Origin of the sequence: Candidatus Enterovibrio altilux (genome assembly GCF_002381345.1) — a bacterium.
GTDB classification, from domain to species: Bacteria; Pseudomonadota; Gammaproteobacteria; order Enterobacterales; family Vibrionaceae; genus Enterovibrio; species Enterovibrio altilux.
The window spans coordinates 988,034-1,000,994 of sequence record NZ_CP020660.1; the positions used below are offsets into that span (position 1 = coordinate 988,034).

Below are 12,961 nucleotides of genomic sequence, written 5' to 3' on the forward strand. Positions count from 1 at the left end.
AAAACGGAGAACAAAGTGGGTACATGGAAGAAGCATAAAACGTGGCTAATTACCGGCGTACTAGCAATGCAAAGCATGGGAGCGTGGACAGCCGAATTCAGTGCTAATTTTAAAGGGACTGACATCCAAGAATTCATTTATAGCGTAGGCAGGAATCTTGAAAAAACCATCATTGTTGATCCTACCGTGCGGGGTAAGGTTCATGTGCGTAGTTATGACGTGCTCAATGATAAACAGTATTATCAGTTTTTTCTCAATGTGTTAGAAGTTTACGGTTTTGCCGTTGTTGAAATGGAAAACGGTATTCTCAAGGTTATCCGTGACAAAGATGCGAAACAGGCTGCGGTTCCTTTAGTTGGAGATAATAAAATCAGAGGTGATGCAGTTATCACTCGTGTGATTCCGGTGAAAAATGTTACCGTACGTGAACTATCCCCATTATTACGCCAACTAATTGATAACGCTGGAGCAGGTAATGTTGTTCATTATGACCCCGCGAATGTCATTATGATCACAGGTCGTGCTGCAGTGGTAAACCGACTAGCAGAAATCATTGAACTGGTTGATCAAGTTGGTAACACTAAAGTTGAGATTATAATACTGAAATACGCTTCAGCCTCTGAAATGGTACGCATTGTTGACAGCTTACATAGGAAAGCAAACGGCAAAAATACACCTGTTTTATTGCAGCCAAGTTTTGTTGCAGATGAACGCATGAATGCCATTCTTATTTCAGGTGAGCCGCATGTGCGCAAACGTGTTCGTAAACTGATCTCTCAGCTTGATCGTGAAATGGCGACCACTGGCAATAATCAAGTTATTTATCTACGATATGCAAAAGCAGAAAACATCGTGGATGTACTTAAAGGTGTATCTGATAACCTGATTGCAGAAAAGCAAAGAGGTCAAAAAACGTCAGGAACACAAGTAGATAAAAATGTACAAATTTCTGCTCATAAAGGCACCAATGCACTGGTTATCACGGCTCCTCAAGACATCATGCGAACGATAGAAAAAATTATCTCACAACTTGATATTCGTCGTGCGCAAGTGCTTATTGAAGCCATGATAGTTGAAATTTCTGACAGTGACGGTGCAAATCTTGGTGTTCAGTGGGGGTCTTTGGGTCGTGGTGGAATGCAGTTTGGTAACACTGGTGTACCGATCACCAAGTACTTGGCAGCACAAAAGGAAGCAAAAAATGCCATAATCACTGGGTCGCACTTTGATAACAACAATCAATTAGTATCTGTACCGATCACAAAATCTGGTGATCCGACTGCTATTTCTACAGTGCTTGGCGAGATAAGTGGTTTAGCTGCCGGAGTGATGTTTGGTGATTGGATTACACTTATCACTGCTGTATCATCGAATAGTAATTCTAATATTCTTGCTTCTCCTAGTTTGATGGTACTAGATAATGAAGAAGCATCATTTATTGTGGGTGAAGAAGTGCCCGTCGTTACAGGTTCATTGACCGGTGCCAATCACAAGAATCCATTCCAGACGGTTGAGCGTAAAGATGTGGGCATCAAGCTAAAAATAACACCACAGATTAATGAAGGAGACTCTATTCAACTCAACATTGAACAAGAAATTTCGAATGTAATGGGTGCCAGTGGTGCTGTGGATATTCGCTTTAGTAAGCGCCAGCTGATGACATCAATCTTAGCTGCGGATAAACAAATGATTGTCTTAAGTGGTTTAATCGATGAACAAACTAATGAAAGGGAGTATAAAATACCAATTTTAGGGGATATTCCAATCCTTGGTCATTTATTTAAATCAACCTCTTCAGATAAAACAAGGCGTAATCTAATGTTGTTCATTAAGCCAACCATTATTCGTACAGGCCTGACGGCCGATGGAATTACTCAACGTAAATACAATTACATCCGAGCAGAGCAAATTTATCGTGCTCAAGAAGAAGTGAAATTGATGCCAGGTATAACACCTCCCGTATTGCCTGAATTTGGTGCAGATCTGGCGATGCCAGCTGAAGTGCGAGCTATCATCTCGACACTGAGGTAAGCCACATGAATGAGCTGCCCGTAGTATCAGATGATGCCGTAGAGCAAATGGTGACTATGATGGCAACACGCTTACCTTTTGGTTTTGCTAAACGTCATGGTGTCGTTGTAGAACGCACAGAGAATGGTTGGTTGCTATACTACCGAAATCATCCAAAACCTGAAATATTAATGGAAGTACGTCGAGTCTTGGGACAAACGTTTACTCCTATCCAACTACGTACTCAAGACTTCGATCTCAAACTCACACAGCTTTATCAGCGCAATTCTTCAGAAGCTCAACAATTGATGGAAGACATTGGTGCAAATAATGATGATTTCTTTGCATTAGCAGAAGAGCTGCCACAAAGCGAAGATTTATTAGAATCAGAAGATGATGCCCCAATAATTAAGCTAATTAATGCCATGCTAGGCGAAGCCATCAAAGAAACGGCATCGGATATTCATGTCGAGACGTTTGAACAAACTCTGACAATTCGTTTTCGTGTCGATGGTGTATTACGTGAAGTGTTGAGTCCAAACCGTAAATTAGCGCCATTATTAGTATCTCGTATCAAAGTAATGGCACGTCTTGATATTGCCGAAAAGCGCATACCTCAAGATGGACGCATCTCTTTGAAAATTGGAGGTAGAGCCGTGGATGTTCGTGTCTCTACCATGCCATCATCACATGGTGAGCGTGTGGTATTACGTCTGCTGGATAAAAATACCACGCACCTCAACCTTGCAAGCCTGGGTATGACTCGAACAGTGCAAAATAATTTTCAAGTGCTTATCAAGCGCCCTCATGGGATATTACTGGTTACAGGTCCTACTGGTTCCGGTAAATCAACTACCTTATACGCTGGTTTAACAGAATTAAACAATACTGAACAAAATATTTTAACGATTGAAGACCCTATCGAATTTAATATCAATGGCATTGGCCAAATGCAAGTAAATACTAAGGTCGATATGACTTTTGCTCGTGGATTCAGAGCTATTTTGCGTCAAGATCCTGATATAGTAATGATCGGTGAAATCCGTGACTTAGAAACTGCACAAATTGCAATTCAAGCATCATTAACGGGTCACTTGGTGTTATCAACACTGCACACTAATACTGCGATTGGTGCGGTCACGCGTCTGCGTGATATGGGTATTGAACCGTTCCTTGTTTCTTCCTCCTTACTGGGCGTACTCGCACAACGTCTTGTGAGAACCTTATGCCAAAACTGCAAAGAGCCCTATGAAGCTGATGCTCCGAGTAAATCATGGCTTGGGGCGTCTGAAAATGAACCTTTAATACTCTATCGTCCTAAAGGGTGTGTTCAATGTAATAGCAAAGGCTACCACGGTCGTACTGGTATTCATGAGTTGTTGGTGGTTAATACTCATGTGCAAGCACTTATCCACAGTGAAGAAGGTGAACAAATGATTGAACGCTACATCCGTCAACATTCTCCAAGTATTCGTGCCGATGGCCTAATTAAAGTTAAACAAGGGCAAACAACACTTGAAGAAGTTCTTCGGGTTACGCGGGAGGACTAATGGTAGCATTTGAATACAAAGCATTAAACACGAAAGGTCGTACTGTTAAAGGCGTGATCGAAGCGGATACGGCACGCTTAGCGCGACAAATGTTGCGCGAAAAAACATTGGTTCCAGTTGATATCATTCAAACCCGTGAAAGAGAACAACAGCACCAACGAACACAATCAGTACGTTTTCAACGCGTAATCAGTACCAATGAATTAGCGCTGATCACGCGTCAACTTGCAACCTTAGTACACGCTGCTATGCCGCTAGAGGAATGCATTAAAGCCGTGGCAGAACAGACCGATAAGCAGCGATTAAAAAATGTCCTGATGAGTGTTAGAGCACGTATTATTGAAGGTTATACTTTGTCGGATAGCTTGAGTGACTATCCGCAAGTATTTGATCAGCTTTTTCGCGCCATGGTTACGGCTGGTGAACAATCAGGACATTTAGGACCCGTTCTTACACATTTGGCTGATTTCGTTGAAAACCGTCAGCAGGTCAAAAGTAAATTAATCCAATCGATGGTTTACCCCATTGTACTAACAGTTGCAGCTGTTACAATTGTTGCTTTCTTATTAGCCACTGTGGTGCCAGACATTGTTGGACAGTTTCTCCGCACAGGTTCTGAACTGCCGGTAATTACGCAAGTCCTGCTGAACACGAGTCATTTTATCACCAGTTGGGGTCTGCTTGTTTTAGCGGCTTTTATTGGTCTTATTGTTCTTACGCAGGCGTTATTGAAAAACGAACAGCATAAGCTAGATTGGGATCATCGGATGTTAAGCATACCCGTTATAGGACGTGTTACTCGAGGCTTAAACATTTCACGGTTTGCACGCACCTTATCAATTTGTACATCTAGTGCAATTCCATTGCTAGATGGCATGAAAGTAGCGACGAATGTCATGACTAATACCTGGATGCAAATAAAAGTATTAGAAGCATCAGACAGAGTGCGCCAAGGCTCAAGCCTTCGTGTATCTTTAGAAAAGTCCCAACTATTCCCGCCCATGATACTGCATATGATTGCCAGTGGTGAACGCAGTGGTGAACTTGAACAAATGCTCACACGGGCAGCAGATAATCAAGATCGAGATTTTGAAGCACAGGTTAATATTGCGCTTGGTATTTTCGGTCCGCTGTTGATTATTGGTATGGCAGGCATAGTTCTTTTTATCGTCGTGGCAACATTGATGCCCATTATCCAGCTTAATAATATTATTAGCATTTAATCATAACATCCGCTGCTTAGCAGCATAGTCAAGAGAGATAGAGCATGCAACGTCATCGTCAACAAGGTTTTACCTTACTAGAAATCATGGTTGTTATCGTTATTTTGGGCGTGCTTGCAAGTTTAGTTATACCAAACCTGCTGGGTAACAAAGATAAAGCTGATCAACAAAAAGCGATCACGGATATTAGCGTGCTTGAACAAGCCCTCGATATGTATAAATTAGATAACAGTGTTCACCCAACCACAGACCAAGGATTAGAGGCCTTAATAAAAAAACCACATAGCTCACCAAAGCCGATCAGCTATCGCGAAGGTGGTTACATCAAACGACTTCCACAAGATCCATGGGGTAATGATTACCAATTCCTGAATCCTGGTGAGCATAGCATCATTGATATTTTTACTTTAGGTGCGGATCACCAAGAAGGCGGGGGAGGCATCAATCAAGATATTGGTAACTGGAACATGATGGACATTCGATAACTAATCATGAAAAAATATTCAGCTGGGTTTACTTTACTGGAAATTTTATTAGTACTACTTCTAATAGCAACCAGTACGGTGATTGTAGTGCCTAATCTACTTCAAAATCGCAATGATGAGGCAAAAGAAGAAGCATTGCGCTTCTATCAGTTAGTTAAGTTGTGGACCGAGCAAGCATTGTTAACGGGTCAAACTTTTGGTCTGCATTTTGATAATGATCATTATGCTTTGCATGAATTGACGCTAGATAATTGGGTACTGGTCTCGAATAGACGTTATGCCTATGCAGTAACGATGCCAAAAGGCGTTGAGCTACATTGGGAAGTCACGGGGTTTGTGACTGAAGGAAATCGCTTATTCAACCGTGAAAACCTGTTTAATTTAAAATTATTTACTAACGAAAAAAAAGACAAACTTAAACCTAAGTCACCTCAAGTGATTTTAATGGGTAATGGAGAAATTATTCCTTTTACGCTAACTTTTTTAACTAATAAAAAACGTTTATGGCAAGTGACAGGTAATGATATCGCAATCTTTGAGTTAACAGCGCTTAATGAGGATACAATGTGAAAAAAGCGCATGGCTTTACTCTGATCGAAGTACTTATTGCCATGGCGGTGTTTGCTGTTGCTGCTATGACTGTGCTTAATTCGACAAGTCAGTACATGAATACACTTAAAGTATTAGAAGAAAAAATTTTTGCATCCATGGTTGCTAATAACCAACTGGCACTGCTTGTGCTTGAAGAAAAAGTGCCAACATCTGTTACAAATGGTAAGTCCAAATTGGCAGGTCGTACATGGTATTGGACGGTACAACCCACTATTACGACAGATCATACATTAAAAGTAGTAGAGCTTATTGTTTGGCAACATGAAGATAAACGTAACTCTATTGTATCAGTTAAAATGTATGTTCCAGCCGATTAATATAGATCGACGAGCTAAAAAATTTAGACTCCCGAAACGGTGGAAAATTCATGGCTTCACGCTGGTAGAAGTGATGTTGGCATTAATGATTTTTGCCATGTTAAGCATATCAGCTAACCAAATTTTCCATAACGTGAACGCCGCTAATCAACAAACTAAAAAAGTAAGTGATGCATTGATCGCTCTGCAACGTAGCATAGTGATTATGGACAGCGATTTTCGCCAGATACTCGCACGCTACTATCGCAACGGTGGTAATGAATCCGACGAAATTTTACTTGAAATGGGTGATAATTTATTGAATTCGGAAGCTGCCGGCATTCGTTTTGTCAGAGGAGGTTGGGCTAATCCACAGCAATTGCTTCCTCGAGGAGAAGTGGTAAAAGTCGGTTATCGCTTACAAAACAAGAAACTAGAACGCATCCGTTGGATGTTTGCCGATGATAGTTCTTCAACAGAACCTGCATTTATAACATTAATGGAAGACGTGACAAATTTACAATTTGAAGTGTTTGATGATGCAAGGTGGCAAACACATTGGAATACTCCCCATGCCCTGCCGGAAGCTATTCGTGTAACGTTAAGAACTGATCATTATGGTGATTTTACTCGGATCTATCTACTGCCAAGTCAGGTGTTATCTAATACACCTGTGGTTAAAAGACAATAATGAGACGTTCTCAACTAGGGGTTGCGTTATTGATAGTTTTGCTCATGATGGCGTTGATGACCACGGTTGCGGTGAGTATGTCTAGTAGGATGTTCATGAACTTCCACCGTACTGAGAACTTTCTCCATTATCAACAGGCTTATTGGTATGCCTGGTCAGTCGAGTCCCTTGCCCGTTACAGCATTGCCAAAAACATTAAGAATAAAGAAACAGTAACGCTCCACCTACCTTGGACAGTACAAAATAAAATTTATCAGTTAGATGACGGACAAGCAACCAGTAGTATATCTGACCGTCAGGCTTGCTTCAATCTAAATGGGTTACGGGACATTAAACCCCAGAAAAATGATACAAATCCACTGTTAGTCACGGTGCTGCAGCAGTTAATTGAATCGCAAGGCATTAATAGCTTTGAAGCGGAAACTGCAGCGGCATCAACGTGGGAATACATTGATACCAATACGAATGTACAATCACCTTTAGGTGTTGAAGACAGCGAATATGAAACTCGTTCTCTCGCCCACATTACTCCAAATAATTTTATTGCGGATATATCAGAGTGGCGTGCTATTAATGGTGTTTCACAAGAAATATTTGAAAAGGTCAGTCCATTTTTGTGCGCTATACCAAGCAATGCTCTACTCATAAACGTTAATACTTTGACTGAAATGGATGCACCAATACTAAGCGCTATTTTTTATCCAAATTTAAATAATCACAAAGCTAAACGGTTGATTAATGAACGAAATGCTATTCATGGATGGAAAAATATCGTAAGCTTTATGGATGAACCTATCCTTAGTAACATTAAGAAAGAAGACAGAAAACGTGTTCAAAATTTTTTCGCTGTTCACAGTCGCTTTTTTGAATTAGACACCATGATTACCATTGACAGTGCAACGTTGCGAATGCGCGCACTATTGATAAGAGATGATAATGGCACGGTCACAGTTATCCGCCGCCGTTTTGGAGGAATCAATGCATGAAATACTAACAATAAGGCTTAACAGTGATCCGCAGGAAACAATACCGTGGTTGGTATGGTCGCCAAATCAAAAAAATATACTTGCATCTGGAGAAGCTGAACGTTTAAAACAATTAGTAGAGTATGCCAAGGACCGTGAAGTCATGGCATTGGCAGATAGTGCTGCATTAACCCTAGTTTCTGTAGCTATTCCTTCTGGTAGTGAACGGCAATTAGAAACTGTCCTCCCTTATTTACTTGAGGACGATTTAGCACAGGATATCGATCAAGTACATGTCACTTTGTTAGGCAAAACAGGGACGCAGGCTCACGTTGCTGTTATCGAGCAACGTATTATCCAACGCTGGCTAACCAATCTGTTTGAGGTCGGTATATCCCTAAAATGTTTGGTGCCGGATTGTCTATGCTTACCGCAACATGATGATGCATATAGTGTAGCCTTTTTTAATAATCGCTGGATTGTACGTGTTGGCTTAATGCAGGGCTGTGCGGCTGAAGCAATGTGGTTACCTATTTGGCTGCAAAGTGCAACAGCGTCAAACAGTAAAACGCAGCAAGTCATGCCTGTGGTTTGCTATTCCGAGTTGCTCAAGGATGCCCCTGAAAATTGGCGCTTTGTACCGTCAGACTTGATTATTTTAATGCTAGCACAAGGAGCAAGCCAAAGTCATTATTCGTTATTGACTGGCCGCTATAAACCTCAAAATCAATTTTATAAACACCTTAAGCTTTGGCGTAATGTGGCATTTACTGCGGGCATATTAATATCCGTGCTTGGTCTAGAAAAAGTTGCTGATATTTACCAAATAGAAGCATTGGCAGACCAATACCGCACACAAAGTGAAGCTACATTACGTTCAGTGCTTCCTAATAACCAACGCATTCCAACGGTTAGTTACCTTCGTCATTTAATGAACAATGAAACCAGCCGTTTGTCTAGAAGCAGCGAACAGATGGGATTTATTATGTGGCTCTCTGAATTAGGGCTATCATTGAAAAGTATCTCTGGTATTCTACTAGACTCGATACGTTACGATCAAAAATTGGGGACATTATACTTCAAGGCACGGGGAAAAAATTTCGGTGATTTGGATAAATTAAGAGAGATGCTTGCCACTAAATACGAAACCGAAGTTGGCCAAACAAGCCGAGAGCAGGAAAATGTGACAGGCGAGTTTGTATTGAAGGTGGCACCATGATGAAAGCAATATTAGCCTACTGGCAAAGATTGTCTCGTCGCGAACAGCTATTGCTGAATACAACAAGCGGTGCGCTGCTATTAGGTGCGTTTTATTGGAGCATTATTAGCCCATTACAAAACCGTACTGAGCAGGCGCAGCAACGATTATCAAGTGAAAAAATATTGCTTACGTGGGTGACTGCAAAAGCAACTGAAATTACGACGTTACGGGCCGCAACAGGAAACAATGCTCAAGTGATGGCATTGTCGTTGAACCAAGCAGTGACCGCCAGTGTAAAGCGCTACGACTTGGAAATCATTCGGCTACAATCTCAACAAGATGAATTGCAAGTTTGGTTGAAACCTATACCATTTAATACCTTACTTATATGGCTAAATTTCCTCGCAACATCGCACGATATTCAAGTGAAATCTCTCAATCTTAGCAAAGCAGATATGGATGGAGTGGTAGAAGTGAAAGGGCTCCAATTAGGGCGAAGATAATTGTGAAAGACAAGGGTCATATCAGTGTAGTGTTTGTTCTCGTGTTATTAATTAGCGTCATTGCGCACATTCCTGCCAATTTTGCACTCCGCTACATACCGCAAATACCAGGATTAGAATTTCATAGCATATCGGGAACAGTATGGAATGGTACCGTACAAGAATTTCGTTGGCAAAGCCAGTCCTTTGGAAACCTACACTGGACGTTTAATTGGCTGTCTGTGTTAATAGGAAATGCTGGTGTATCACTGTGTCTATCAGGCTTACCTGGGTTATCTGGCTGCGGTAATGTAGGCTATGAAATCAATGGGCTTTATGTTAGTAATTTATTTTTATCTGTGCCCGCGACATTTATTCAACCTTATGTACCTTATACACTGCCTGTGAACTTATCTGGCCAATTTGACTTAGCAATACGTAATTACACATTCAAAAAAGCATTTTGCGATACCTTAGATGGCCGTTTAGTATGGTCACAAAGTAATATTATTACACCTTTGAGCGAGGTAGATTATGGACTTATTGCCGCTAAACTTTCCTGCAATGAGGGCCATTTAGTCATCGCGAGTGACAATGAATCTGGAGCATTGCGAACAAAGTTCAATGTAGTATTTAATCCGGACCAACATTATAGCATTAATGGCTGGTTTATCCCTGGTGAGGAATTACCAGAAGGTATTAAAAGTCAGCTCAGCTGGCTTGGACAACTGGACAATGAAGGTCGTTATAAACTGAATACTAGTTATTAATGCCTATGTAAGGCTTTATTTTCTGATTCAAGTTCAAATAGCAAATCTCAACATTATTCACTATTGAATAATCGATTACATATTAGACATACCTAGTCCAGTTAGCTTATTTAACACCTTTATTATTACGTAGATTGCACTAACCTGAGCATGATGATCCCTTAAGCCCAATGTTCCTCCGAGGAGTTTTGGATTAAAAATATTACCGTCTTTACTATGGAACGTTTATGGTAATTAACCGCTACATTCCGCGGATAATATCGTTCCCTCATAAAACATTCCTTTAACACGATGGTTTCATAACCTTGTTTGGTGTCATCAGTACCATCGCCTAATATTGCATTAATTCTTCGGCAGGTCTATTGGAGCAGGTTAGGTAGCACTTTACCGGCAGTCATATTTGATGTACTTAACACAGCAGGAATGATTTCATGCGTATTTATATCTACCACTAAATGTAACTTGTGCTAGACTCACTGTGTCCCATCAGTGCTCTGCTATTTTAACTCACGATTTGTCTTCATTCTAGACTGTTAGCCCGTAGAATCAATGAGTAAGTGCTTGATAGTTCCTTTCGTCTTCATCTTGAATGTGGCGTTAACTATTTTAGCTGACTTGCTAATGCATGAATAATGAGGGCATGAGAATGGCAATTAAGTAATTTTAACACTAAAATTAATTCATCTTTCCAGACATCTCAATGAGCATTAAGAACACATGCTTAACTATGAGAACCGTCACAATAGTTAAGTAGCTAAATAAACTAGGCTTCCCATTATTACCTGATTTAACTTAATTCCATATCTGGATGCCTTATTTATTAATCCAAAATGTTAGTAAACCACTATTGATTAAAACGTGATTATACTGCTTCCAGTTAGTTCTTTTGTAACGAAGCTTATTCATAGACCTGAATGTTTCAGTTAACCTAGCTGTTTCGAGTGTTGATTAAAAATTTAGGTTCCTAACTTAGGAAATAAAGCTAACTTCCATAACATAAGCGTTCCCTAGCAGAGGCGCAATGGTTAGGGTCAAAGAATTATTCAGATGAATATTGAGCCTCAAGGATTACAATGCCCTGATATGCGAAACTTATGCAATGATAAAAATGTTAAATAAGTTGATAGAACTAGGTATGCCTAACACGGAAGCGATTGTCTAATAATTCATAGTGTTGGAATTTTTATTTAAACTTGCATTATAAAACAAAGTCCTTTTATAGGAGAGAGAAATGACGAAAAAACTCACGCTTCCTGAAATTTTGGATGCGAAAGTTGTTGCCAAATCGCGTTTATTTCAAATTGAATCACTAGATCTTCGCTTTAGTAACGGCGTTGAATACACCTATGAGCGAATGAAGCCAAGTGGCAGGCATGCTGTGATGATCGTACCAGTAGCTGAGAATAATGATCTTATCTTGATTCGTGAATATGCTGCCGGAACGGAGCGCTATGAACTAGGCTTTCCAAAAGGCTTGATCGATCTGAGTGAGACCGCCTTAGAAGCAGCAAATCGAGAGTTAAAAGAAGAAATAGGATTTGGTGCTAACCACTTTATTCAGTTAAAGGAAATAGTATTGGCTCCATCGTATTTTTCGAGCAAAATGACACTCTTTCTCGCGAAGGATTTGTATTCAGATAAACTCAAAGGCGATGAACCCGAGCCACTGGAATTAATACGTTGGCCAGTTCATAATACTGAAGCATTACTGTCTCACCTTGATTTTAGGGAAGCCCGTAGTATTGCAGCTTTACTTCTGGCATTTAAACAGCTTTCCGGCTAATCGCACTATTAGTGTTTCTGCAGCAACCTTGTGGTATTAAAAGCAGTACTGGTGTGAAGGCCCTAAAGGAGCATTACGTGAAGCTATCAGAGCTGCTGAAATCCGTAATTGAAATTGCCCACGAATCGGGTCAAGTTATTTTAAATATTTACCAGCAAGGGCATTTTACAAAAACAGTAAAGAGTGATAATACACCCGTAACCAGTGCCGATATAGCAGCACATAAGCTGATGATAAAAAGATTATCGATATTAACTCCTAATATTCCAGTACTTTCAGAAGAGGACACAAGCGTACCATTTTATTTGCGTAAGCAATGGCAGCGTTATTGGCTGGTTGATCCACTTGATGGTACGCAAGAGTTCATTGCAGGAAGTGGTGATTTTGCAACAATTATTGCATTAGTGGAAAATAATAGGCCTGTGATGGGCGTTATTTATGGCCCCGTATCTGGTGTATTGTATTATGCAACAAAAGGACATGGAGCTTGGAAGATAATAGCCACAAGTGAAAAAATTCGCCTGTCCACCCTTAAACACAGTGATACAATGTTGTCATTTTCCATTGCGATTAGCCGGCGACAGGACATTAGTGCGATTACAGAACGTTTAGACCCTAGACGAGAGTACGATTTAGTGCCTCTGGGCTCTGCTGCTCTTAAATCATGCTTGGTTGCTGAAGGCACAGTAGATTGCTACCTCAGTTTAGGCCCCACAGGTGAGTGGGACACAGCAGCAACGCAATGCATTGTAGAAGAGTCTGGTGGATGCATTCTCGATATGACTTTATCGCCACTATCATACAACGAACGTGATTCTCTCAAAAACCCAAATTTTATAGTCTTAGGTGATACTAGTTTGCCGTGGCAAGAGATTGTACGTTTAGAACTCTAA

The 12,961-nt window shown here is 40.5% G+C and carries 13 protein-coding genes and 2 pseudogenes; 14 read left to right on the top strand and 1 reads right to left on the bottom strand.

From position 1 onward, the window contains the following. Window positions 1–15 precede the first annotated feature (15 nt). The 11 genes from gspD (at window position 16) to BTN50_RS04225 (ending at window position 10,285) form a co-directional block, all read left to right on the top strand. Window positions 16–2,031 carry a type II secretion system secretin GspD gene (gene gspD / locus BTN50_RS04175; RefSeq protein WP_096619130.1) on the top strand — a complete coding sequence of 672 codons (2,016 nt, stop codon included), beginning with the start codon at window positions 16–18 and terminating at the stop codon, window positions 2,029–2,031. Between the two features lie 5 nt (window positions 2,032–2,036). Further along, a complete protein-coding gene (gspE, locus tag BTN50_RS04180; RefSeq protein WP_096619131.1) occupies window positions 2,037–3,560 on the top strand; it encodes a type II secretion system ATPase GspE in 1,524 nt (507 codons plus the stop codon). Beyond that, complete coding sequence (gspF, locus tag BTN50_RS04185) at window positions 3,560–4,783, top strand: type II secretion system inner membrane protein GspF (RefSeq protein WP_096619132.1); 1,224 nt, start codon at window positions 3,560–3,562, stop codon at window positions 4,781–4,783. The genes gspE and gspF overlap by 1 nt, the downstream gene beginning before the upstream one ends. A gap of 44 nt (window positions 4,784–4,827) precedes the next feature. Next, a complete protein-coding gene (gene gspG, locus BTN50_RS04190) occupies window positions 4,828–5,268 on the top strand; it encodes a type II secretion system major pseudopilin GspG (RefSeq protein ID WP_096619133.1) in 441 nt (146 codons plus the stop codon). A gap of 87 nt (window positions 5,269–5,355) precedes the next feature. After that, the gene (locus BTN50_RS04195; RefSeq protein WP_223825574.1) at window positions 5,356–5,838 is read left to right on the top strand and encodes a type II secretion system protein GspH; all 483 of its coding nucleotides are present in this window, start codon (window positions 5,356–5,358) and stop codon (window positions 5,836–5,838) included. Beyond that, window positions 5,835–6,197, top strand: a complete 363-nt coding sequence (gene gspI / locus BTN50_RS04200) for a type II secretion system minor pseudopilin GspI (RefSeq protein ID WP_096619135.1) — start codon at window positions 5,835–5,837, stop codon at window positions 6,195–6,197. Before BTN50_RS04195 ends, gspI begins: the two co-directional genes overlap by 4 nt. Further along, complete coding sequence (gspJ, locus tag BTN50_RS04205) at window positions 6,181–6,867, top strand: type II secretion system minor pseudopilin GspJ (RefSeq protein WP_096619136.1); 687 nt, start codon at window positions 6,181–6,183, stop codon at window positions 6,865–6,867. The genes gspI and gspJ overlap by 17 nt, the downstream gene beginning before the upstream one ends. Then, the gene (gspK, locus tag BTN50_RS04210; protein WP_201260725.1) at window positions 6,867–7,853 is read left to right on the top strand and encodes a type II secretion system minor pseudopilin GspK; all 987 of its coding nucleotides are present in this window, start codon (window positions 6,867–6,869) and stop codon (window positions 7,851–7,853) included. The genes gspJ and gspK overlap by 1 nt, the downstream gene beginning before the upstream one ends. Further along, window positions 7,846–9,051: a type II secretion system protein GspL gene (gene gspL / locus BTN50_RS04215; protein WP_096619138.1), complete on the top strand. Its 1,206-nt coding sequence runs from the start codon at window positions 7,846–7,848 to the stop codon at window positions 9,049–9,051. Before gspK ends, gspL begins: the two co-directional genes overlap by 8 nt. After that, window positions 9,051–9,536 (top strand): type II secretion system protein M, encoded by a 486-nt coding sequence (locus tag BTN50_RS04220; RefSeq protein ID WP_096619532.1) that lies wholly within the window; start codon window positions 9,051–9,053, stop codon window positions 9,534–9,536. The genes gspL and BTN50_RS04220 overlap by 1 nt, the downstream gene beginning before the upstream one ends. 2 nt (window positions 9,537–9,538) lie before the next feature. Further along, the gene (locus tag BTN50_RS04225) at window positions 9,539–10,285 is read left to right on the top strand and encodes a type II secretion system protein N (protein ID WP_096619139.1); all 747 of its coding nucleotides are present in this window, start codon (window positions 9,539–9,541) and stop codon (window positions 10,283–10,285) included. Between the two features lie 75 nt (window positions 10,286–10,360). Here the strand turns inward: BTN50_RS04225 and BTN50_RS04230 are convergent. Next, window positions 10,361–11,191: pseudogene (locus tag BTN50_RS04230) on the bottom strand (transposase). An 89-nt stretch (window positions 11,192–11,280) separates the two neighbouring features. Between BTN50_RS04230 and BTN50_RS11035 the strand changes: the two are divergent. The 3 genes and pseudogenes from BTN50_RS11035 to cysQ all read left to right on the top strand — a co-directional run. Then, window positions 11,281–11,447, top strand: a pseudogene (locus tag BTN50_RS11035) (IS5/IS1182 family transposase); the annotation flags it as partial. Between the two features lie 69 nt (window positions 11,448–11,516). Continuing rightward, complete coding sequence (gene nudE, locus BTN50_RS04235) at window positions 11,517–12,068, top strand: ADP compounds hydrolase NudE (RefSeq protein ID WP_096619140.1); 552 nt, start codon at window positions 11,517–11,519, stop codon at window positions 12,066–12,068. 77 nt (window positions 12,069–12,145) lie between these two features. Beyond that, on the top strand, window positions 12,146–12,961 hold the full coding sequence (cysQ, locus tag BTN50_RS04240) for a 3'(2'),5'-bisphosphate nucleotidase CysQ (protein ID WP_096619141.1): 816 nt from the start codon (window positions 12,146–12,148) through the stop codon (window positions 12,959–12,961).

Bases quoted from the DNA above. Each gene is read 5' to 3' on its own strand.
- gspE (WP_096619131.1), top strand. From the start codon at position 2,037: ATGAATGAGCTGCCCGTAGTATCAGATGATGCCGTAGAGCAAATGGTG.
- gspF (WP_096619132.1), top strand. From the start codon at position 3,560: ATGGTAGCATTTGAATACAAAGCATTAAACACGAAAGGTCGTACTGTT.
- gspG (WP_096619133.1), top strand. From the start codon at position 4,828: ATGCAACGTCATCGTCAACAAGGTTTTACCTTACTAGAAATCATGGTT.
- gspJ (WP_096619136.1), top strand. From the start codon at position 6,181: ATGTTCCAGCCGATTAATATAGATCGACGAGCTAAAAAATTTAGACTC.
- gspK (WP_201260725.1), top strand. From the start codon at position 6,867: ATGAGACGTTCTCAACTAGGGGTTGCGTTATTGATAGTTTTGCTCATG.
- gspL (WP_096619138.1), top strand. From the start codon at position 7,846: ATGCATGAAATACTAACAATAAGGCTTAACAGTGATCCGCAGGAAACA.
- BTN50_RS04220 (WP_096619532.1), top strand. From the start codon at position 9,051: ATGAAAGCAATATTAGCCTACTGGCAAAGATTGTCTCGTCGCGAACAG.
- nudE (WP_096619140.1), top strand. From the start codon at position 11,517: ATGACGAAAAAACTCACGCTTCCTGAAATTTTGGATGCGAAAGTTGTT.